The following is a 21,038-nucleotide window of genomic DNA, read 5'->3' on the forward strand; positions in this document are numbered from 1 at the left end:
AGCCATGGGCTATTGAAATAAAAATACTATGCCCATGGCTATAAATATGCAAAATACACCAATATCTGTTTTGGTAAAAATAAACAGTATAGAATTGCATAAAAAAACCATAGGCAGCCACACCTATGGTTTTTGATATTCCTAGTAAATTATGTATTTAATCAAAAACGATCATAGGTCGTGGATTTACATTTTGAACTTAAATTCTCTTTGATTAGTATACTGCATATCATTATCATCAACACGACCTCCTTTATTATTTAGTATATCTATAAGTATATTCACATTTTTGGTAATAGTCAACCATTATTTTCATTTGTAACACAATTGTAATATAACAAAGTAATTATTGAAATAAAATAAGCAAATAAAAAGGATATTTATAAAAAACGTGGAATATGTTAAAAATAAGGATTAATAGGGAGGATTTTTATGCTGAAATTAAGTGGAAATAGAGTATACCTTTCAACACTTGAAAGAGAACATTGCCAAAAATTGTGGAATGATTTTGAATATGATTTTAATGCAATGACTGAACCTTTGAATATTGGTCAATCCATTGTCAAGGCAGATAAGTGGTTTGATGAAATACAAAATGATCAAGGAAGTAAACATATTCGTTTAGGAGTATTTTTGACTGATGGAACTCTAATAGGAGATATTGCATTACAAGACATTGATTGGAGCAATCGTTCTTGTACTATTGGATTGGGTATTTCAAAAATTGAAAATCGTTCTAAAGGTTATGGGCAAGAAGCGGTAAAGATTATTTTAGAGTATGGATTTAACAATATTGGATTAGAACGAATTGCTGCAGATACTCTTGAACAAAATAAAGGAGCACAAAGATCTTTAGAAAAGGCAGGTTTTGTGCTAGAGGGGATAGAGCGAAAAGCTGTATATTTTGCAGGAAGAAGATGGGATAGATTAAATTATGCTATATTGAGGGAAGAATTCAATAGTTCCTCAAAGGAGGTATAGTATGAAAATTGTCTATGACAGCTATGACTCTCCATTGGGAATGATATATGCAGTAGTAGACGAAATAGGAGTTAGGAGAATAATACTTTTTGAAGAAGAATGGTTAGAATATACAAATAAAAATAATGATATTGTACGAAATAATAAACTGTGTAGTGATGTCATAAAAGAGCTAGATGAATACTTTAAAAAAAAGAGAAAAGAATTTCAAGTACCATTATCAATAGAAGGTACAGAGTTTAGAAAAAGAGTATGGAGTGCCTTGAGAAATATTCCTTATGGAGAGATCAGGAGCTATTCACAAATAGCAGAATCTATTGGAAATCCTAAAGCTACAAGGGCAGTAGGACAAGCCAACCGAGACAATCCACTTCCTATAATCATACCTTGCCATAGAGTTGTAGGTAAAAATGGAGATTTGGTAGGATATGCTGGAGATAAAATATATATAAAAAAGTTTTTGCTTCAACTAGAAGGAAATGAAATGTGTGACATAATTGAATTTAAAAATACCCGAGTTAGATAGTTATATGCATAATATTACAAGGAGGTATGTAATGGAAAACAATATTTGGTCAAAAAATATACAAGGTGTTTTAATGCTTGATTTAAGCAGAGAAATGAGATTTAGAGATGATAGGAAAGACTTATTTTTGAATATTCTTGGACTTAAAGAAGGAATGACTATAGTTGATATTGGATGTGGGCCTGGTGCAATAACTAGAAAACTATCCAGTTGGTTAGGTAATAAATCTAAAATAATAGGCATAGATAGAGATACAACATTTATAAACTATGCAAAGGAAAAAGCAAGAAAGCAAAATATGTACAATGTAAGTTATCTAGAAGGTGATGTACTAAAACTCCCATTAGAAGATAATTCAGTAGATGCTTGTATATCACATACTGTAATAGAACATGTTCCAAATAAGGAATTCTTATTAGAACAAAAAAGAGTTTGTAAATCAAAGGGACGAGTTTCAGTGATGTATGCTAGACCCGATAAATATATTAAAACTGAACCTGAGTTATTACCAAAACAAAGTGAACGTGAAATCGAACTTTTGGACAAATTGTTTAAAGAAACAGATGACGTTTTTAAAAAATATAATGTTGGGAAATATGCGGTTGACCCTTTAGAATTACCTGAATTGTTTGAAAAACTTGGTTTTAAGGAAATTCAAGTTGATGGAATAGCTATTCCTATAGCCGTTGATGATGCAAGAAATAGCTATAATGAAAAAGTTGCAATAGTTGAGGTACAAAAAAAGCAATTATTAGAAGTTGTAAGTATGGGTTTGCATCAGAATAAAAATGGACTATCAGATAAAGAAGAAAAAGAATTAAAACAATTGATTGTAGAAAGGTTTGACAAAAGAGTGAAATTGTTAGAAGAAGAGAAAAACATTTGGGATTATACTATTGCGTTATTGCAAGTAGTTTCAGGAATGGTTGATTAGAATATAGAATTATAATTAGATCAAGATTCACTTATAGATAACTAATTTAAGGAGGGGTTAAAATGACAAATAAATATAAAGATACAATAAAATATTGGGACAATGTTTTTAGACGGACTCAAGAATTTAATCCTACTGAAAAAATACAAATGCAAGAAATTGAAAATGGACTAAGCTGGCTTGTAAATAAAAGTGAATCTACAATAGATTTTGGTTGTGGTAATGGAAAAGTAATATGTCGTTGTTTAAATAAAGGGATGGAATATGTTTATGGGATAGATATATGTAATAATGCAATAGAGATAGCTAAAAGTGTTGTAAAAAAATTCAATTATGAAGATAGAGTTGAAGTAATTTGTGGTGGATTAGAAAAATTGAACGAAATTAAAGATAATAGCTATGAAAGTGCTATTTTATTTAATATTTTAGATAATCTAATACCTGAAGACTCAAAAGAATTAATCACAAATATACATAGGATAGTTAAACCTAATGGTAAAATTCTATTAAAGTTAAACCCATATATTACTAGGGAACAAAGAGAAGAGTATAAGTTTATAAAAATTTCTGACGAATTTTACAAAGAAAATACAGGATTGTACTTATGGAACCTAAGCAATGAAATGGTAGAAAAAGTTATAGATCCATTTTTTATTATTGAAAAATATGAAGAGATTAATTTTAAGCAATTTAATATTATAAATCGTATGTATTATTTAAGAAATAGATAGTAAAAATATAAGCTTTTGTAGGTCTTAGGTATATTTTTTTAATAATATATTGAATGCATTTGGTGGTAAAATAATTCTAGGAATCTACAAAGTTCAGAGGATATAATTGTTTCAAAATCCAAAATAGAGAAGCATTGTAAAATTAGTGAGTAAATTGAAGAGAGGAGAATTTGCAATGGAACGGGAAAAAGGATTGGCTTATTGTGGTTTGGCTTGTTGTATATGTAGTGAAAATGAAAATTGTGTTGGATGTAGAAATGAAGGTTGCGAGGATAAAGAATGGAAAGTTACTTATTGAAAAATAAAGATAAAGAGTGTAAGCACAAGAACCCTATATATATATCTAAGCAATACATTGAAAGCCCTAATGCTCAAATTCGTAAATTAAATAATGAAGAAGTAAAAAATTATCTTAAAGAGAAAAAGCAGTTTTTGAAATAATGATGTATTAACCTAGTCTTGTAAGATATTAGAAAGGAATGATATATATGAAATATCCTGAACCTACTGTTGGAGCTATTATTTTTAATCCAGAAAATAAAATACTCCTATGTAAGTCTCATAAATGGAATAACAAATATGTAATACCTGGTGGACATATTGAATTAGGCGAAAGGATGGAAGATGCCTTAAAAAGAGAGATATTTGAAGAAACTGGTCTGGAGATATATGATATTAGATTAATAAGCCTAAAAGAGAGTGTTTTTAGTAATACTTTTCATGAAGGAAAACATTTTATATTTATTGACTATATATGTAAAACAAATTCATATGAAGTTACTTTAAATGATGAAGCGGAAGAATATGAATGGGTAGATTTAAGTGAGATTGATAATTATGAACTAGGCGGTTTTGTTAAACCATTGTTGATGGAATTACAAAATAATAAAGAATCTCAAAATAAGACAGAAATATTTTATGGTTATTAAGATTAACAAGGAGAGATGTATAATGCTTTTTCCTGAGTTTAGTAATATGGGAATTATTGATGATAATGAGGATTCAATGATAGAAATGGAGATAGGATTAAAATGAAAACTTATATATATTTTGTTAGACATGCTGAACCGGATTTTTCTATTAAGGATGATTTGACACGTCCTTTGACAGAACAAGGGGTTGCAGATGCAAAAAAGGTTACGAATGCATTGATGAATAGGGATATTACTGCTATCTATTCTAGTCCATATAAAAGAGCTATTGATACGATAAAAGATTTTGCAGAGAATAGTGGGCTTGAAATAATAACTAACAATGATTTTTGTGAACGTAAGGTTGGTGAATGGGTAGAAGATTTTAGAGGATTTTCTGAAAAACAGTGGCAAGATTTTGATTTTAAACTTTTAGGAGGAGAATCCTTAAGAGAAGTCCAAGAACGCAATATCGCTGCACTTTTTGATGTAATAAGAAATAATTTTGGGGAAAATGTAGTTATTGGAACTCATGGCACTGCATTAAGTACAATTATAAACTATTTTAATCCTAACTTTGGACATGCTGATTTTTGGAGAATTGTCGATAAAATGCCATATATCTTGTGCTTTATATTTAATGATATAAAGCTTGAGAGTATTGAGGAAGTTGAATTTACTTTAATGTAAATATAGATCTGATATGAGAAAACTCTAATTTATAAAGGGGGAATTGTAAATGTATTATGGAGAAAAAGTCTGCTTGAGAGCTTATAGAGAAGAAGATATACCAATAGCAACATCATTTGTAAATGATGAGGAACTTAAAAAATTTTTAGTTACAAATATTCCTTTTCCAATGACTCTATGGGAAGAGGAAGAATGGGTAAGATCGCAGAAAAGTAGTCAAGATTGTAGCTATAATTTTGCCATAGAAGATATAGAAACAAAAAAATATATTGGTGGCTGTGGTATTCAAGAAGTCAGCTGGTTATCTCGTGTGGCGACGGTTGGAATAATGATTGGAGATAAGGAATATTGGGGAAAAGGATATGGTGCTGATGCAATGAAAGTATTAATGAATTTTATCTTTAATAATATGAATATTCGCAAAATAAGATTAAGCACATTTTCATTTAATGTAAGAGCTAGAAAAAGTTATGAGAAGTGTGGATTTGAAGTAGAAGGAATTTTGAAAGATGAAATATTTAAAGATGGAAAATATTATGACGAAATAATAATGTCAGCTTTTAATAGGTAGATGATGAGGTGAATAAGATATGAATAAGAAATTGGATATATATTTTTTTGGAGATAATGGTTCTTATGATGAATATAATCCTGGATATGTTTGTAGCAAAAAATTTGTACCAGAGATATTATATTTAATAGCACACAATGAGCCATATTCCATATCAAAGGATGAAATTATAAAAATAATAAGAATTAGTGAAGAAGAATTTGATTGTATAATAGAAAGTTTAAAATATATTAATGCAATAGATATAATTGAAAACAAATATAAATTAAACTTTCCTGTGTTTTTAGAAGAGGACATGCCATTATTAGATAAGTATTTTGAGGATATTGGAGAAATTATAGGTAGCAAAATAATTGATATAAAGGAACAGATTTATGAAAAAATATCTAAGTTATCTAACTATTCTTCTTTTCCTAAAGAAAAGCTATTATATCATATAGTTTGTGATGATATTTTTGATGGTACAGCTTTTGACTTTTTTGAAGAGAAGAATATTTTTTTATCTTCTAAAATACAACCAGGAAATAGAGATTATATAATATTTGGATATGAGGATAGCGAAAGTGTACAAAGTCATAGTAATAAACTACTGTGTAGTAGCAATAATTATAGAAGTCAAAACTTTATCTTCAATAGTTTTGGAGATTCAGATGGTACCAGGAAAGATGTGTTTAGGTTTTTTAGACAAGTTGAAAAAAATCTTGAAAGTGCAACGCCATTTAATGAGCTAAATTTAGATTATATAAGGTTAATAGAACAAAAAAATAGTGAGATTGCAGAAAAATGTGGTGAAATTGTTTGGAAGAGTTATAAGAATGAAATAGTTTATAATAAATTATCTAAAAATGAAAAAGATATGGTTAAATTTCTTGAGGAACTTGAATATTTAAGTATAAATGAGGAAGATAGCACTATAGAATGTAATGTCCCTGTTTTTGAAAGGTCTGATAATGAGATTATTAATGAAATATCAGATATTGTACTAAATCAAATATGTGATATAGTTAAATCTACTTTTGATAGATTTGAAAAAGAAGCCACTGAATTAACTGCTATAAAACATGAAAACAGTATGAAAGAAATAGCAATAGAACTGTGGCATCAAGTCTTTGGTTTTACAAATGAATATTTAGCTCAAGTTGGTTTTGTACAATCTCCAGAATATATAAATGGAGAAGGAAGATATTTAAGAAGCTTTAGCATTATATAAATAAAAAAAGGTTGGGTGATAAATATGACTGATGACGTTAAAAAATATTATGATGAAGCTGCCGAATATGAGTGGAATAGACTCAATAATCCATATTCTAAGATAGAATACAATAGTACAGTTAGCAATTGCAGAAGTAGAAAAGGCTGGTTTTAATATAGTATCTTATGCAGGAGCAGAAAGCTTTTTATCGGGTCCTAATATACAGATGTGACAGAGCATCTGCATATTATTGTTAATAAATAATAACAGATGAGGAATATTGAATACATAGATTTATTTTTTGATGAAGAAGGAGGGGATATATAATGCTTATAGAATTCGATTATTCTATCGAGATGGCTCAAGATTTAATTTTTATAGACAATGAATCTTTTATGGACATTAAATATGATGCAGAAACATTATGTCAAAAGATTAAAGCCAACAAGAATTATAAACTCTATATCTATTATCAAGATGATAAACCTGTTGGATATATAGGGCTTTTGTTTGTAAGTAATCCACATTATGATGGTGTTTGGATTGATTTAATTGCAGTGCGGGAAAAGTATAGAAATCAATCAATTGGTAAAAAAATGATACAAGAAGTAATTATGCTACTTAGGGATATGGATTTAGAAATTATGACTAGTTTAGTTAGCGTTGAAAATATTCCCTCACAAAAAATTATGGAAAATTCAATGTTTGAACCAGAGGACCATGATTTTAAGTTGTTCATAAAAAAATTGTAGTGATAAATTTATCTATTTAGCTTTCTAGAAAATTTAGATTGTCAAGTAAATTGTACTAGAATGCCCAAAAAACAAAGTTAAAAATAACCAATACAAGAATTAGAAAGGAAACCCTATGAATATAATAAAAGATACTAGATTTATAGAGATATAAAAAATGTTATTGGGGGAATAAAAATGCATAAACATTATATTGATATGTTTGTATGTCCATTGTGTCATAATCAATTGAAATGGGATATAAAAGATGAGGATAAAGATAGAATAATTAATGCAGATGTGACTTGTTCATCATGTCAATCGGTATATGAAGTTAGAGATGAAATTGCAGTATTTCTCACTAATGAACTATCTAGAAATGATCTTTGGGAGCAGAGTGAAAGTGGGTTAGAAAAATATTTGAAGGAAAATCCAGATATTTATGAAAAATTAATGAATACACCAGAAGAAGAATTGAATGGTGCTGATTATTGGTTTAAAGCTCTATATTTTGAAATGAAGAAAGATTATATGACAAGTTCTAGGATGTTTAAAGAAGCCTTAAAAAAAATTTATACTCAAGATTATATTGAGGGTTGGAAAAGTCAAATTGATTTTATAATTAACAATATTGAATCTAATAAACCTATAATAGATATAGCAAGTGGCAAAGGTTATCTTGTAGAAAAGTTGTTAAAACAAACAAATAATTATGTTGTTGCTACTGATTTTAGTCCTACAGTTCTTGCTAGGAATAAAGAATATTATAAATACAAAGGCTTATATGATAGATTGAGTTTAATAGCATTTGATGCAAGAAAAACCCCTTTTAAAGATAATTCAATTGAAATGTTGACTAGTAATATGGGGCTTCAAAACATTGAACAACCAGGGGAAGTAATAAAAGAGATGGATAGAATAACTAAAGGTACATTTATGCCCATTATGTTTTTTATAGATGAAGATGACAAAATTCATCTGGATTTTTTCAATAAATATTTAAGTACAGCTTATGCTACAAGAGATAATGCGATTGAAACATTTAAAAGAGCAGGTTGGAATGTCAATATAGCCAATTCATTTTTAGCAAATATTAAACCAACACCTGAAGGTGAAATCCTTAAGGGTGTGGGAATTGATGGATTTCCAATAGTTGATACAAAAATTGAATTTTGTGTGCTCCAGGCAAGAAAATAAGGTACATGAGATTTTTAAGAGATGAATCATAGAAAATGGGCAGATTAGTTTCCTGCCCGTTTATCATTTCATATTAATGTAATGGTATTTCAGATAATTGTTCTCCAAATAATAATGCTTGAAGATTATCTACATCAACTATTTTATCAAAACATAATGATTCAGTATAATTTTCTTCAGTTTCATCAAATCTGCTTTCTCCTCCAGATGAAAACATTTCTTGTGTTTCTCCACTTTTATACTTAATACCTCGTAGACAAATTGGTTCTAGAGTATCTAAACGATTTAGATTTGCCCCTTCGCCTTTTTCTACCTTTCTGATATCGCTTCCTAAATAGGCGATATATCAATGTTTTTCACCATTTTTTCAACCGCTTCACTATATACACGAATCAAGAATGCAAATGGTGACATTATTATAACATCTAATTTTTTTGTAACTTTTATACTCATTTCCCGAATATATAGTGGAGGGTGATGAAATGAATATAAAATTAGAAAATATCAGCAAAAAATATAAAGGTGTAAAGGCACTTGATAATATCAATTTGGAAATTAATTCTCCAGCTATGATTGGATTTGTAGGTCCTAATGGAGCAGGGAAAAGTACACTTATGAAGATGTTGGTAGGACAATTGCTTCCTACAAGTGGAAGTATCACAGTAGATGGAGTTCCTTTAAATAAGAATGAAAAGCATTTGAAAGAAAGATTAGGCTATTTGCCTCAAGATTTTGGACTGTATGAGGAACTCACCGTGGAAGAATTTTTAGACTATATGGCTTGTCTAAAAGGTATAAAAGAGAACAAAGGAGAATCAATTGACAGGGTCATTAGTATGACAAGCTTAGAAGAAAAAAGGAAGTTTAGGATAAAAACCCTTTCAGGAGGACAAAAACAAAGAGTAGGTATTGCTCAGGCAATACTAAATAATCCAGAACTATTGATAGTCGATGAACCTACAGTAGGACTTGATCCGGAAGAAAGAATTAAGTTTAGAAACCTTTTTTCAGAAGGGTCAAAGGACAAGATAGTTATACTATCGACTCATATTATTGAAGATATAGAATCTATATGCAATTCAATTATAGTTTTAAATAAAGGTAATATACTTTTTGTTGGACAACCTAGTGAACTGGTTAAAGAAGCTTTGGATCATGTAGGAACTATAGAGATTAAAGGGAATGATAGAGAAAAGATATTGGAAAGTGAAATGAAAGGTGAATTCAAGATTACTTCCACTGTAATTACTCCAAATGGAACTAAATATAGGGTAGTATCTGAAAGTTTGCCATCATCTTTTGAAAAGATAACCCCTTCTTTAGAAGATGCTTATGTATATTGTATGCTGAAAGGAGAAGTTCAAAATGGCAAATAAGATTTTATTGGTCAAGAATGAGATTAAATATATGTTCAAGGAAAAGGTCATTATTTTATTGATTCTAGCTACATGTATTATATTGGCAATAGGAATCAATTCATTGAACATGACAAATGATTTCAACTTATTTTATATAAAAAGAAATTCGTCAACTATATCCTTTAATTCAGCAAAGTTTGGAGCTACTATTTGCTCTCTATTGTTTGCTTTATTTACTGTACTTAAATTGGATAAAGATAAGAGAAAGAGAAGTAGAACTATTGTAGAATCAAATTTAGATTATTTATATATAATAGGTGCTCGAATTTTTTCTATAATATTTTATGCTGTTATAACAACTATAATTGGAATGATAGCAGTCATGGCTATACAAAAGTTAATATATAATATTCCGATTGATATATCATATTACCTGTTTAGCTACCTCATAATATTTTTCCCAACACTTTTGTTTTCTATTTTGATGATATCTGGGCTCTATCTTTTAACAGAGAGTTTAGATATGAGCGTTATAACCTTTGGAATGATTTTTATAAATAGTTTGGAATCAAATAATTATCTGTTAACTTGGGTACGAACAAATTTGGATATCGTTTCAGATTTTGCAGGCATAGGTCCTATAGGTAATACTATTATCTACAATAGATTATTATGGTTTTTAATTTCCCTATCCATATTTGGTATAGGATTATTATTTAGGAGAAGATATGAAAGTGGTGTAGGTAGTTCATTTTTAATTAATATGAAAAGTAAAGGATTGTTAACTTTAACTATACTTGTCATATTGGGAAGTGGATGTACTTATACAAAGGAACCCTATACTATGGAATTGATGAATGACTTAGATATATCCATAGATGAAAATATTTGTTTAGATGGCATCTGTCCAGAAATTAAATTTGATAGTGAAAATGGAGAGATGGATGCTCATGTTTCATATAGTTTTATAAACAACGGTTCAAATACAATTAAGTTTGATATAAATGATGGACTAAAAATAAATTCTTTAAAAGTTAATGGGGAAGAAATAGTATACCAAAAGATTAAAAATAAAAATGTTATTGAAGTATCTATTCCTGATGTAGAAAAGGTGAATGTAGATATTTTTTATAGTGGAAGTGTCAAATGTGATAAAAATGGTGTAGGTAGAGGAATGCCTGGATATATTTCAAAGGAGAGCATATATTTGCTAGAGGCTTCAAATTGGATTTTTAGGCCTCTAATTGCGGAGGGAGATATGATAGATATTTCTGGATACTATATAGCACCAGATTATTTAACTATGGTAGTACCAGGTAGACTTGTAGATGTAGAAACAATTGATGGCAATAAAAAGTGGATATTTGAATATAGTTCTCATACTGCAGATATTGGAGCATTTGCGGCCAAATATGAAAAAGCTCAAATAGAGGTTAACAATGTAGCTGTTGAGTTTTACTATACACCAAAGCATGAAGAATATGTGGACAATATGAAAATAGTAGATCACATAAAAAGTATGATGGAGTATTATACCCAAAATATTGGTGAATATTATTCAAAAGATTATCCATTAAAGATTGTTGAGGTTTCCATATATAAGAGGGGAGGTCACTCTTCTGAAAATGTTATAACTTTTGCTGAAAATACTATAAATCGTGATAATAGCATGTATTCTATATTGAATAAAAATAATGAAATAGAAGATTTTAGAAAAGTAGACATTTATGCCAATGACTTAAATTTAATAGCTCATGAAGTGGCTCATCAATGGTGGGGAACAGGTGTAAATGTTATAGATGATACTCCTTGGTCGTGTGAAGGGCTTGCAAACTATTTTTCATATAAATATATACAGAAGGAATTTGGGGACATGGTTTCTTCAGGTGTTTTCTTACAACCTTGGAAATACAGAGTAAACGAACTTAAAAATTATTATTATATAAATAATGATGATATGAAAGAGAAGTTAAATGAAAGGTTTATTAGATCATTGGAAATGGAAAAAAGACAAGCTGAATTGTATTATTTAATGCCTCTTAAGCTTTTAAAAGGAGAAGAAATTCAAGGGGAAAAAGTTTTTTTAGAAGGAATACAAGGAGTATATAGAAGACATCTGTTGAAAGATTTGACTTATGATGAATTTCTTCAAGAAATGAATCTTACTAGGGAGGCAATTGATGTTGATTAATTTATTAAGGTATGAGATTAAAAGAATTGTATGGTCTAAAAAATACTTGTATATTGTTTTATTGATTGTAGCGAGTACTTATGATTTATTGACGAGATTAATAACAGGTGGATATATGGGAACAGCACCTTTTTCGGATTGGACATATACACTTTTCCTAAATTTGATTTCTCCATTGTTAATGGTTGCTATGATATTTATCATATCGAATACTTTTAATGATAAGGAAATGAGAGCAAGGAGTATTGTGCTTTCATCACCTATATCCCAAACTCAATACTATATACTTAAATCTGCTGCTGTGTTTGTTACTTTTATACTGACATCTTTAGTTCCAATTTTTATGAGTTTTATATATTATAAAGCTATGTTTGGATATAATGAGTTTGGAAGTTTTATTAACCTTATATTTGTTTTTTTATTTCCAACATTTATATTCTTTTTAGGACTTAGCATGTTTTTAGGGAAGATAAATATAAAATTAATTTATGGCTTGATTCCTGTAGCATTTTTGATGGGAGCTTTAAACCTAGGCGGTAATATAATACCCATATGGGCAGATATATTTGGGAACAATTTTTTCAATATGTATTCATTTTCAATGCTCATAGGAAGGGAAATGGAAGTTGTGCCTTTTGAAATGCCAAGTTCATTTATTTATACTAGATTAGGGTTTATCCTATTAGGAATAATGTTTCTAGTATATACATGTAAGAAAGGAGAAAAAAAGTAGTGTAGTTGGAGGTGAAAAGGTGGATGAGCAATTAGAATTATTGAAAGAAGGAAATGAACAAGCTTTTGAGGAATTTGTGATTAAATATAGAGAGGAAGCTACAAAATTTGCAATAAGTATATTGAAGGATTATCATACTGCTGAAGACATAGTACAGGATAGTTTTGCTACTTTTTTTGTATATAGAGAAAGGCTTAAAAGCTATAATACTTCAAAAGCTTACTTGTTTTCTATTATTCACAACAAAGCAGTTGATTATATTAGAAAGAATAAAAGAAATGTGATTTTAGATATAAATGCTATTTCTACCTTTTCTCCTGAAGAACAGATAATAGATAAAGAACGTAGGGATAGTCTTATAAAGAGTTTTAATAATTTAAATGAGAAATATAAAAAAGTATTATATCTATATGCTTTTCAAGAAATGTCTTATAAAGAGATATCCCAAGTACTGGGAATGAGTTTAGCTCAAGTTAAAATAACTATTTTTCGTGGAAGAAAAAGATTAAAAGAGTTATGTAATGAAGGATTTATTAGTGGGAGGTGCATTAAATGAATGGTAACAAAGATAATCACAAATATTTAAATGAAGTTTGGAATCGGGTTAGAATTTTAGAATATGATAAGTCTCAACTTGAAAAGATTAGAGAAAACAAAAGAGTGTTGAGAAAAATACAACTTCGTTGGTTTCTATTAATATTTGGAGTCTCAACTGTCCTAGCATTAACTTTATATTTTAAACTGGGTTTAGAGATAGTGTCACTAACAATATCTACTTTCGTTTTTTTGAGCGCTTCTCAACTCTATGAATATTTTTCATTCAGAGAGATAAGGAGGAAAATTTACTATGAACATTGAAGTTATGAATCTTACAAAGGATTATGGTTCTACTAGAGTTTTAGACAATATAAATCTCAATATAAATAAAGGACTTTATGGATTTTTAGGACCAAACGGTGCAGGCAAGACAACTTTTATGAAAATATTATCAACTTTAATACCTAAAACTTCAGGAGAAGTTTATTTTGATGGAATAAGTGTTGAAAATAAAAAAGAAATAAGAAAGATAATAGGCTATCTTCCTCAAAAATTTTCTTTTTATCCTAATTTTACAGTATATGAAGTTTTAGATTATTTTGCTGCACTTTCTAATAGAAAATTGTCTAGAAGTGAAATATTATCTAAATTAGAAGAAGTACATCTACAAGAACTATTTAAGGTAAAGACAAAGGCTCTTTCTGGAGGAATGAAAAGAAGGCTTGGAATAGCAGTAGCTATGGTAGGAGAACCAGAAGTATTGATAGTAGATGAGCCAACAGCAGGACTTGATTCAGAAGAAAAGATTAAAATAAGAAACATGTTTTCTGAAATAGGAAGGCATAAGACGGTATTGCTGTCAACTCATGTTGTTGAAGATATAGCATTAAGTTGTAGTACTCTAGTAGTTTTAAACAAAGGCAAAGTTGTCTATGATGGTACAGTTAGAAATATGATCGAACAAGCTAAAGAAAAACCTTCTTCAAATGCGGAGTTGATTTCTCCAACATTAGAAGATGCCTATATGAAGTTTATAAGGGAGGTGTAGACTTATGTTTGGCAAGATTTTTTCAAAAGAACTAAAACACCAATTTACAAGCTTTACTATTATTATTTTAATAGTATCTACCTTTTTATTTTATTATACTCAATTTATTGGAGATTTAAAAAGGGATTGGGTGAAGCCCATACCTTCTAGAACAGATACTAAAGTTCTTTTGGGAAAAAAAGAAAGTGTATTGACACTTAATGATGAAGTACTTATGAAATCTGTATATGAAAATATGAAAGTGGATTATGAAAAAGGAGATACATTGAAGATTAAAGGAATCAATAGAGTATATGAAAAAATAAATGATGAACAGAAAGCTGTTTTAAAGGAAGCTATTGAAGAATTTGAAGATAGTTCCTTTGACATGAGTTATAATGAATTTAAAAATATTAGGGAAAAAGTAGACAGAACTTTAGGAGGAAACACAGCCTATAGTGAAGACTATTATCGTTTATGTTTCGCTAGCAAAGAGCCTTACGAAGTAGAGAAAAAGGAATACGAATCCATTCTTAAAGAAGATAAGGTTACCAATGCTTATGCTAGGCTTTTTGCTGATTACATTGGAATAGGAATAGGCTTTTTCATGGTATTTATAACTGCCTTTACTTTTGTGAATGATAAAAGATATGGTACGGATGAACTTATATATACTACTGAAATATCATCTTTTAAATATGTGGGAGGAAAGTATTTAGCTGATGTGCTTACGGCTTTTATTATAGTATTGCTAGTGGCAGGGCATGCTACTTGGCTGTTTCATGGTTTTTCAAAGGCAACTGGCGATAGTATTTCCTATACAGCCTTTTTTAAATATTCAATATTGTGGATTTTACCTACAATCATGTTTGTTACATCTTTGAGTTATGTACTTCAAATTATTTTTGATAATGGTATTGTCCCTATTATTATACAGTTTATATATTGGATGTATAGTATAGATATACACAACAACCAAATTTCAAAATATATAATTAGATTTAACAATATAGTCCCCTATTCAGAGTTTCGACCTTTAGAGCATGGTATATTCATAAATAGAATTTTCTACACAATTTTATCCACAATATTACTTTTTGTAGCAGTAAAACTTTGGAATAGAAAGAGATGTGTGTTAGATGATAAATTTTAAGTTGTATTATATCGTATAATTATTGTTTCTATTGAGCTTATATTTGGATTGTTTTGTGGATTCATCATACTGACTAAAAATAGACATATAGTCGATAAAACGACATGACTCACAAACAGGTAAATTAAAACCCTATATGAAAATTATATATGATGAAGAAATTTATAATCGAAGTAAGTGCCTTTTTTACGACACTTACTTTTTTAAATTTCACGATTTATTTTATATTATAAGGTTAAAATAAGCTAGAAGTATCAATGGTTTGTACATGTTTTCATATAAGTTTATATAAATAAGTAGTATTGTGGCATGATATTTGCTATATTTAATGATGATAATTAAAGACTTATAGGGGGTGACGACTTTGAAAAGAATATCAATTAGATTGAAACAGCATGTAGGAGCACCTTGCGTTCCAACTGTTCAAATTGGAGACGAAGTAAAAAGAGGGCAATGTATTGCAGAGCCTTCAGGACTAGGTGCTAAAATACATTCAAGTGTTTCTGGAAAAGTAGAGGCTATAAATGATAAAGAAATAGTCATACTTGCAGATGATGTTCAAGACAAGGACTATATAAGAATAAAAGAATGTGATTCAATAATTGATACAGTTTATGAAGCAGGAATAGTTGGGGCCGGTGGAGCAGGTTTTCCAACCCATATAAAACTTAAAGCTGAAATACCAAATGGCTATATAATAGCAAACTGCGTTGAATGTGAACCTGCACTTCATCACAATATAAATTTGCTAGAAAATGACCCTGGAATTGTCATAAGGGGAATAGAATATGCAATGAAAGCAACAAAAGCACAAAAAGCATATATAGCAATAAAAGCAAAAAATGTTAAGGCAATTGAAGCTATAAATAAATACTTATCAGGTTCCAAGAATATTGAAGTAAAACAACTAAAAGATATGTATCCTATGGGAGAAGAAAGAGCAATTATTCATGCTATATTTGGCAAATGGCTTGAACCAACACAGCTTCCTCTTGAAGCAGGTTGTGTTGTTTTGAATGCTGAAACCCTTTCGAATATAACAAGAGCTGTTGAAGATAGAAAACCTGTCATAGATAAGGATATAACTGTTATAGGTAAGCTAAAAGGTGGAAATAAGCCCCATATTCTTTTTCAGGTACCTATTGGAACTCCAATTGTAGATCTCATAGAAGATTGTGGAGGAATTGATGGGGAATATGGAGAAATAATTATTGGAGGGCCATATACAGGAAAGGCAGAAGATTTAGATAGTGCGGTTGTAACTAAAGTGTCAGGAGGCGTAATAGTTACTATACCTTTCCCTAAATATGAAGGTCCTATAGGGCTTTTGGTATGTGCTTGTGGTGCTAATGAAGAAAGACTTAGAGATGTTGCTTCAAAAATGGGTGCAGAAGTTGTTGCTGTGGCAAAATGTAAAAATGTTGTAGATGTAAGGGGAGCCAACAAATGCAAAACTCCAGGAGATTGTCCAGGACAAGTTGAGGCAATTATGACTCTTAAGAAAGGTGGAGCAAAAAGAGTTCTTATTTCCAACTGCAGTGACTGTTCCAACACTGTAATGTGTTGTGCACCTAAAATGGGACTTCCTGTATATCATCATACAGATCATGTTTTTAGAACATTAGATTATCCATTGACAAGAAGATTGCCTATGGAGGAAGAAAATAAATAATTGAAAGGAGGCTTTTATATATGTCAATGAGTGCTGAACATGCAGCAGAGATGAAAGATGAAGTTGCTGTTGTATGTTGTAGAACAGAAGAAGGTACAATAATTTCACCAGAAAATTTAGAAGATCCAAGTATATTTCCAGATCTTGTTGATTCAGGACTTTTGACTATTCCAGATGATTGTTTGAAAATAGGTGAAGTAATTGGAGCAAAGCTTATAAAAACAATAGATTCACTGACACCAATCACTCCAGATATAGTTGAAGGGGCGAAAAAAATTGAAGAAGTAAAAGAAGCAAAATTGACCCAAGAGGATGAGAAAGCTGTTTTGAAATATAACAAAAGCAGAGGAGAAGTTATAGGTATAGAGGATTTAGAAAATCCAATGCATTTTGAAAAACTTTCAGATTCTCTTCTTATAGATTTAAATGACAGGGTACTTTCTAGAAAAGAAGTTGTAGGGAAGAAACTAAAAAAAGATGTAGTTGCATTGACTCCCATAACAGCTGATATGCTTGAAGGGTATGAAGATATGGCAGTTGAATCTCAAGAGATTTCTCAAACCACTGTTGTTAATGGCGGAATTTTAAAGATAAAAATAAGTGAAGGAAAAGGAATAGATATAGAAGTTCCTCTAGGAGTTGGAGGAGTTGCTACAAATTCTCCAGTAAAAGTTGAAGCTCCTAAAGAAGAGATGGAGTCGAAAACTATAGAAGAGCCAACAGCAAAATATGAAGATAAATTAGTTAGAAAACTTGTGAAAAAACATTTTAAGATAGATGAAGTAAAATTTGGACCTGAAACTAAAATAGAAGGAAAAACTCTTTATATAAGAGAAGATATATGTAAAGATGCAGTGAAAGCTGACCATTTAGTAAAAGATATAGTTATAGACATTATTACTCCAGATAAATACAATACTTATAGTGAAACTATAATGGATGTTCAACCAATTGCTACAAAAGAAGGCGAAGATAAATTAGGTACAGGAACTACAAGAGTACTAGATGGGGTAGTAATGATGGTCACTGGAACTGATGAAAATGGTGTTCAGATAGGTGAATTTGGTTCATCAGAAGGAATACTTGAAGAAAATATTATGTGGGGAAGACCAGGAGCACCAGATAAGGGAGAAATATTTATAAAAACTCAAGTAACTATTGCAGCAGGGACAAATATGGAGAGACCAGGACCTCTTGCAGCTCATAGGGCTACAGATTATATCACTCAAGAGATAAGAGAAGCTCTAAAAAAACTTGATGAAAGTAATGTTGTAGATACCGAAGAATTTCAGCAGTATAGAAGGCCAGGAAGAAAGAAAGTAGTTATAGTTAAAGAAATAATGGGGCAAGGGGCAATGCATGACAATTTGATTCTTCCTGTTGAACCTGTTGGAGTTCTTGGAGGAAAACCAAATGTTGACCTTGGAAATGTTCCTGTAGTATTGTCACCCCTTGAAGTTCTTGATGGAGGAATACATGCTCTAACATGTATTGGACCAGCTTCTAAGGAATGCTCAAGACATTATTGGAGAGAACCACTTGTTCTTGAAGCTATGAATGATCCAGAAATAGATCTTTGTGGAGTTGTATTTGTAGGAAGTCCACAGATAAATGCAGAGAAATTCTATGTTTCTGAAAGACTTGGTATGCTTGTTGAAACAATGGATGTGGATGGAGCAGTGGTTACAACTGAAGGTTTTGGGAACAATCACATAGATTTTGCAAGTCATATAGAGCAGATAGGAATGAGGGGAATTGAAGTAGTTGGAATGTCTTTCTGTGCTGTTCAAGGAGCATTAGTAGTTGGGAATAAATATATGAAGTATATGGTTGATAACAACAAATCAGAAGCAGGTATAGAAAATGAAGTTTTAGCTTGCAATACATTGTGCAAGGAAGATGCTATAAGAGCTCTTTATATGCTTAAAACTGCTATGGCAGGGGAAGAAGTGAAAAGTGCTGAAAGAAAATGGAACCCAAATGTAAAGGAAAGCAATCTTGAGGCAATTGAAAGAACTACAGGCATAAAGATTGAAAGAGTTGAAAATGAAACTTCAATTCCTATGAGTCAAAAAAGACTTGAAAAATATTCAACAAAGTAGGTATTGCTATGAAATATGGAGACAAAATAATCCAGATGCAGGGCATCATAGTAGAAATTCATGATGGATGTGTGTCTATAGATTTAAAAGGAAGACTTGGATTCATGAAAATACCTATGAGAATGCTTATAACGGATTATCCGTTAAAAGTTGGACAGGAAGTTGGATTTAATATGAGTTTCATAGAAGTTTTATCGGAAGAACCCAATGAAAAATATGTGAGCAATATAGAAAAGAGAAATAGAAAGGAAGGTGTGAGTAAATGAGCTTAACAACTGTTAAGGGTTTACAATCAGAGATATATGTACCTATTACACCTCCACCTGTATGGGCTCCAGTGAAGAAACCTTTAAATGAGATGAGAGTTGCTTTTGCAACTGCTGCAGGAGTTCATTTGAAATCTGACAAGAGATTTAATCTTGCAGGGGACTTCACATTCAGGACAATACCAGGAGATGTAAATACCAAGGATTTGATGGTTTCTCATGGTGGATATGACAATGGAGATGTAAATAAGGATATAAATTGTATGTTTCCTATAGATAGATTAAGAGAACTTGCAGCTGAGGGTTTTATAAAAGAAGTTGCTCCTACACATATAGGATTTATGGGTGGTGGAGGAAATCAAGAAAAGTTTAAGAACGAAACTGGACCAGCTATTGCACAGATTTTGAAAGACGAAAATGTGGATGCAGTTGTTATGACTGCTGGGTGAGGTACTTGCCATCGCTCTGCTGTACTTGTACAGAGAGCAATTGAGGAATCGGGGATTCCTACAATATTGATTGCAGCATTGCCTCCTGTTGTAAAGCAGACAGGAACACCTAGAGCAGTGGCTCCTCTTGTACCTATGGGAGCTAATGCTGGAAGGCCAAATGATCCTGAAATGCAAAGAAATATCCTTAGAGATACGTTAAAACAACTTGTGGAAATAGATACTCCAGGGAAGGTAGTACCTCTTCCATATGAATATATAGCAAAGGTATAACAATAAGCCTCCCGATATTGGGAGGCTTAAGTGTCAGGTGGTGATTTTATGGAGAATGAGATAGAAATGAGAAGGCTTGTCATAAAAGCTTTTCACATAGAAAAAGTAGAATTTTCAGAAAAAACATATATAGATGATAGAGTTTTATATATAAATAAGGACAGGATTTTAAATTCAAAAGAAGAATATATAAAGGGTCTAAATATAAATATTATAAATCCTGATGAAAGAGATATTTATGTAAATTCCATAATGGATTTTTTGCCTATTGCTACTAAGGTATTGGGAAGGCTTGGAGAAGGAATAACTCATGTACTCACTGGGGTTTGTACTATGCTTACAGGAGTTGATGAGGATGGAATTCAAGTTGCTGAATTTGGCTCATCAGAGGGGATATTGAGTGAACAGGTTGTATTCGACCGCCCGGGAACTCCAGCTAAAGATGATATTCTAATTCATGTAGATGTGGTATTGAAAAGCGGAATGGGAGCTACAAGGAAAGGCCCGGAAGCAGCCCATAGAGTATGTGATAGTCTTGTTCAAGAAATAAGAGACTATTTAAAAAATATGAATGGAAGATTTTGTGATGAAAAGCATGAATATTTAGACACTATAAGGCCTCAAGGGAAAAAGGTTGTCATAATAAAGCAAGTTGCAGGTCAAGGCGCCATGTATGATACTAGACTGTTTGGGAATGAACCATGCGGATACAATGGAGGAAAATCTATTATAGATATAGGGAATGTACCTATAATACTTACTCCAAATGAATACAGAGATGGTGCCCTTAGGGCAATGCATTAAAAGGTGGTG

Annotated in this window: 26 protein-coding genes; 25 read left to right on the top strand and 1 reads right to left on the bottom strand. The window is 30.7% G+C overall.

Annotation, left to right across the window (positions count from 1 at the left end; genetic code table 11):
• Positions 1–432 precede the first annotated feature (432 nt).
• From ACFWUA_RS07270 to ACFWUA_RS07330, 13 genes are all read left to right on the top strand, one after another.
• A complete protein-coding gene (locus ACFWUA_RS07270) occupies positions 433–981 on the top strand; it encodes a GNAT family N-acetyltransferase (RefSeq protein ID WP_416197383.1) in 549 nt (182 codons plus the stop codon).
• A 1-nt stretch (position 982) separates the two neighbouring features.
• The gene (locus ACFWUA_RS07275; protein WP_416197384.1) at positions 983–1,507 is read left to right on the top strand and encodes a methylated-DNA--[protein]-cysteine S-methyltransferase; all 525 of its coding nucleotides are present in this window, start codon (positions 983–985) and stop codon (positions 1,505–1,507) included.
• 31 nt (positions 1,508–1,538) lie between these two features.
• The gene (locus ACFWUA_RS07280; protein WP_416197385.1) at positions 1,539–2,441 is read left to right on the top strand and encodes a class I SAM-dependent methyltransferase; all 903 of its coding nucleotides are present in this window, start codon (positions 1,539–1,541) and stop codon (positions 2,439–2,441) included.
• 62 nt (positions 2,442–2,503) lie between these two features.
• The gene (locus ACFWUA_RS07285; RefSeq protein WP_416197386.1) at positions 2,504–3,172 is read left to right on the top strand and encodes a class I SAM-dependent methyltransferase; all 669 of its coding nucleotides are present in this window, start codon (positions 2,504–2,506) and stop codon (positions 3,170–3,172) included.
• A 175-nt stretch (positions 3,173–3,347) separates the two neighbouring features.
• On the top strand, positions 3,348–3,470 hold the full coding sequence (locus ACFWUA_RS07290) for a hypothetical protein (RefSeq protein ID WP_416197387.1): 123 nt from the start codon (positions 3,348–3,350) through the stop codon (positions 3,468–3,470).
• The gene (locus ACFWUA_RS07295; protein WP_416197388.1) at positions 3,452–3,613 is read left to right on the top strand and encodes a hypothetical protein; all 162 of its coding nucleotides are present in this window, start codon (positions 3,452–3,454) and stop codon (positions 3,611–3,613) included. Before ACFWUA_RS07290 ends, ACFWUA_RS07295 begins: the two co-directional genes overlap by 19 nt.
• Before the next feature lie 47 nt (positions 3,614–3,660).
• Positions 3,661–4,101, top strand: coding sequence for an NUDIX domain-containing protein (locus ACFWUA_RS07300; RefSeq protein WP_416197389.1), 441 nt, complete (start codon positions 3,661–3,663; stop codon positions 4,099–4,101).
• Between the two features lie 102 nt (positions 4,102–4,203).
• Positions 4,204–4,773, top strand: a complete 570-nt coding sequence (locus tag ACFWUA_RS07305) for a histidine phosphatase family protein (RefSeq protein ID WP_416197390.1) — start codon at positions 4,204–4,206, stop codon at positions 4,771–4,773.
• Positions 4,774–4,822: 49 nt separating this feature from the next.
• Positions 4,823–5,344, top strand: a complete 522-nt coding sequence (locus ACFWUA_RS07310) for a GNAT family N-acetyltransferase (protein WP_416197391.1) — start codon at positions 4,823–4,825, stop codon at positions 5,342–5,344.
• A 19-nt stretch (positions 5,345–5,363) separates the two neighbouring features.
• A complete protein-coding gene (locus ACFWUA_RS07315) occupies positions 5,364–6,554 on the top strand; it encodes a hypothetical protein (RefSeq protein ID WP_416197392.1) in 1,191 nt (396 codons plus the stop codon).
• Positions 6,555–6,578: 24 nt separating this feature from the next.
• Complete coding sequence (locus ACFWUA_RS07320; protein WP_416197393.1) at positions 6,579–6,710, top strand: hypothetical protein; 132 nt, start codon at positions 6,579–6,581, stop codon at positions 6,708–6,710.
• Between the two features lie 152 nt (positions 6,711–6,862).
• On the top strand, positions 6,863–7,288 hold the full coding sequence (locus ACFWUA_RS07325; protein WP_416197394.1) for a GNAT family N-acetyltransferase: 426 nt from the start codon (positions 6,863–6,865) through the stop codon (positions 7,286–7,288).
• A gap of 177 nt (positions 7,289–7,465) precedes the next feature.
• Positions 7,466–8,464, top strand: coding sequence for a class I SAM-dependent methyltransferase (locus ACFWUA_RS07330; protein ID WP_416197395.1), 999 nt, complete (start codon positions 7,466–7,468; stop codon positions 8,462–8,464).
• 73 nt (positions 8,465–8,537) lie between these two features.
• On the opposite strand, the gene ACFWUA_RS07335 is transcribed toward ACFWUA_RS07330, so the two are convergent.
• Complete coding sequence (locus tag ACFWUA_RS07335; protein ID WP_416197396.1) at positions 8,538–8,681, bottom strand: hypothetical protein; 144 nt, start codon at positions 8,679–8,681, stop codon at positions 8,538–8,540.
• Positions 8,682–8,946: 265 nt separating this feature from the next.
• Here ACFWUA_RS07335 and ACFWUA_RS07340 point away from each other — a divergent pair, with 265 nt between their 5' ends.
• The 12 genes from ACFWUA_RS07340 to prdD all read left to right on the top strand — a co-directional run bounded on the left by ACFWUA_RS07340 (position 8,947) and on the right by prdD (position 21,029).
• Positions 8,947–9,840, top strand: a complete 894-nt coding sequence (locus ACFWUA_RS07340; RefSeq protein WP_416197397.1) for an ABC transporter ATP-binding protein — start codon at positions 8,947–8,949, stop codon at positions 9,838–9,840.
• Positions 9,830–12,013: a M1 family aminopeptidase gene (locus tag ACFWUA_RS07345; RefSeq protein WP_416197398.1), complete on the top strand. Its 2,184-nt coding sequence runs from the start codon at positions 9,830–9,832 to the stop codon at positions 12,011–12,013. Before ACFWUA_RS07340 ends, ACFWUA_RS07345 begins: the two co-directional genes overlap by 11 nt.
• Positions 12,003–12,746, top strand: a complete 744-nt coding sequence (locus tag ACFWUA_RS07350; protein ID WP_416197399.1) for a hypothetical protein — start codon at positions 12,003–12,005, stop codon at positions 12,744–12,746. The genes ACFWUA_RS07345 and ACFWUA_RS07350 overlap by 11 nt, the downstream gene beginning before the upstream one ends.
• A gap of 19 nt (positions 12,747–12,765) precedes the next feature.
• On the top strand, positions 12,766–13,302 hold the full coding sequence (locus ACFWUA_RS07355; protein WP_416197400.1) for an RNA polymerase sigma factor: 537 nt from the start codon (positions 12,766–12,768) through the stop codon (positions 13,300–13,302).
• On the top strand, positions 13,299–13,604 hold the full coding sequence (locus tag ACFWUA_RS07360; RefSeq protein ID WP_072744311.1) for a hypothetical protein: 306 nt from the start codon (positions 13,299–13,301) through the stop codon (positions 13,602–13,604). Before ACFWUA_RS07355 ends, ACFWUA_RS07360 begins: the two co-directional genes overlap by 4 nt.
• The gene (locus tag ACFWUA_RS07365) at positions 13,594–14,331 is read left to right on the top strand and encodes an ABC transporter ATP-binding protein (protein ID WP_416197401.1); all 738 of its coding nucleotides are present in this window, start codon (positions 13,594–13,596) and stop codon (positions 14,329–14,331) included. The genes ACFWUA_RS07360 and ACFWUA_RS07365 overlap by 11 nt, the downstream gene beginning before the upstream one ends.
• A 4-nt stretch (positions 14,332–14,335) precedes the next feature.
• A complete protein-coding gene (locus tag ACFWUA_RS07370; protein ID WP_416197402.1) occupies positions 14,336–15,463 on the top strand; it encodes an ABC transporter permease in 1,128 nt (375 codons plus the stop codon).
• 364 nt (positions 15,464–15,827) lie between these two features.
• Entirely contained in the window at positions 15,828–17,135 is a 1,308-nt protein-coding gene (prdC, locus tag ACFWUA_RS07375; protein WP_416197403.1) for a proline reductase-associated electron transfer protein PrdC, read from the top strand.
• A gap of 20 nt (positions 17,136–17,155) precedes the next feature.
• Positions 17,156–19,237: a D-proline reductase (dithiol) proprotein PrdA gene (prdA, locus tag ACFWUA_RS07380; RefSeq protein ID WP_416197404.1), complete on the top strand. Its 2,082-nt coding sequence runs from the start codon at positions 17,156–17,158 to the stop codon at positions 19,235–19,237.
• Between the two features lie 8 nt (positions 19,238–19,245).
• Complete coding sequence (locus ACFWUA_RS07385) at positions 19,246–19,503, top strand: CBO2463/CBO2479 domain-containing protein (protein ID WP_416197405.1); 258 nt, start codon at positions 19,246–19,248, stop codon at positions 19,501–19,503.
• Positions 19,500–20,225 (top strand): D-proline reductase (dithiol) protein PrdB, encoded by a 726-nt coding sequence (prdB, locus tag ACFWUA_RS07390; protein WP_416197406.1) that lies wholly within the window; start codon positions 19,500–19,502, stop codon positions 20,223–20,225. Before ACFWUA_RS07385 ends, prdB begins: the two co-directional genes overlap by 4 nt.
• A gap of 48 nt (positions 20,226–20,273) precedes the next feature.
• On the top strand, positions 20,274–21,029 hold the full coding sequence (prdD, locus tag ACFWUA_RS07395) for a proline reductase cluster protein PrdD (RefSeq protein WP_416197407.1): 756 nt from the start codon (positions 20,274–20,276) through the stop codon (positions 21,027–21,029).
• Positions 21,030–21,038 lie beyond the last annotated feature (9 nt).

Source organism: Sporanaerobacter sp., from assembly GCF_047830725.1.
GTDB lineage: Bacteria > Bacillota > Clostridia > Tissierellales > Sporanaerobacteraceae > Sporanaerobacter.

Bases quoted from the DNA above. Each gene is read 5' to 3' on its own strand.
- ACFWUA_RS07270 (WP_416197383.1), top strand. From the start codon at position 433: ATGCTGAAATTAAGTGGAAATAGAGTATACCTTTCAACACTTGAAAGA.
- ACFWUA_RS07275 (WP_416197384.1), top strand. From the start codon at position 983: ATGAAAATTGTCTATGACAGCTATGACTCTCCATTGGGAATGATATAT.
- ACFWUA_RS07280 (WP_416197385.1), top strand. From the start codon at position 1,539: ATGGAAAACAATATTTGGTCAAAAAATATACAAGGTGTTTTAATGCTT.
- ACFWUA_RS07285 (WP_416197386.1), top strand. From the start codon at position 2,504: ATGACAAATAAATATAAAGATACAATAAAATATTGGGACAATGTTTTT.
- ACFWUA_RS07290 (WP_416197387.1), top strand. From the start codon at position 3,348: ATGGAACGGGAAAAAGGATTGGCTTATTGTGGTTTGGCTTGTTGTATA.
- ACFWUA_RS07295 (WP_416197388.1), top strand. From the start codon at position 3,452: ATGGAAAGTTACTTATTGAAAAATAAAGATAAAGAGTGTAAGCACAAG.
- ACFWUA_RS07300 (WP_416197389.1), top strand. From the start codon at position 3,661: ATGAAATATCCTGAACCTACTGTTGGAGCTATTATTTTTAATCCAGAA.
- ACFWUA_RS07305 (WP_416197390.1), top strand. From the start codon at position 4,204: ATGAAAACTTATATATATTTTGTTAGACATGCTGAACCGGATTTTTCT.
- ACFWUA_RS07310 (WP_416197391.1), top strand. From the start codon at position 4,823: ATGTATTATGGAGAAAAAGTCTGCTTGAGAGCTTATAGAGAAGAAGAT.
- ACFWUA_RS07315 (WP_416197392.1), top strand. From the start codon at position 5,364: ATGAATAAGAAATTGGATATATATTTTTTTGGAGATAATGGTTCTTAT.
- ACFWUA_RS07320 (WP_416197393.1), top strand. From the start codon at position 6,579: ATGACTGATGACGTTAAAAAATATTATGATGAAGCTGCCGAATATGAG.
- ACFWUA_RS07325 (WP_416197394.1), top strand. From the start codon at position 6,863: ATGCTTATAGAATTCGATTATTCTATCGAGATGGCTCAAGATTTAATT.
- ACFWUA_RS07330 (WP_416197395.1), top strand. From the start codon at position 7,466: ATGCATAAACATTATATTGATATGTTTGTATGTCCATTGTGTCATAAT.
- ACFWUA_RS07335 (WP_416197396.1), bottom strand. From the start codon at position 8,681: ATGTTTTCATCTGGAGGAGAAAGCAGATTTGATGAAACTGAAGAAAAT.
- ACFWUA_RS07340 (WP_416197397.1), top strand. From the start codon at position 8,947: ATGAATATAAAATTAGAAAATATCAGCAAAAAATATAAAGGTGTAAAG.
- ACFWUA_RS07345 (WP_416197398.1), top strand. From the start codon at position 9,830: ATGGCAAATAAGATTTTATTGGTCAAGAATGAGATTAAATATATGTTC.
- ACFWUA_RS07350 (WP_416197399.1), top strand. From the start codon at position 12,003: ATGTTGATTAATTTATTAAGGTATGAGATTAAAAGAATTGTATGGTCT.
- ACFWUA_RS07360 (WP_072744311.1), top strand. From the start codon at position 13,299: ATGAATGGTAACAAAGATAATCACAAATATTTAAATGAAGTTTGGAAT.
- ACFWUA_RS07365 (WP_416197401.1), top strand. From the start codon at position 13,594: ATGAACATTGAAGTTATGAATCTTACAAAGGATTATGGTTCTACTAGA.
- ACFWUA_RS07370 (WP_416197402.1), top strand. From the start codon at position 14,336: ATGTTTGGCAAGATTTTTTCAAAAGAACTAAAACACCAATTTACAAGC.
- prdA (WP_416197404.1), top strand. From the start codon at position 17,156: ATGTCAATGAGTGCTGAACATGCAGCAGAGATGAAAGATGAAGTTGCT.
- ACFWUA_RS07385 (WP_416197405.1), top strand. From the start codon at position 19,246: ATGAAATATGGAGACAAAATAATCCAGATGCAGGGCATCATAGTAGAA.
- prdD (WP_416197407.1), top strand. From the start codon at position 20,274: ATGGAGAATGAGATAGAAATGAGAAGGCTTGTCATAAAAGCTTTTCAC.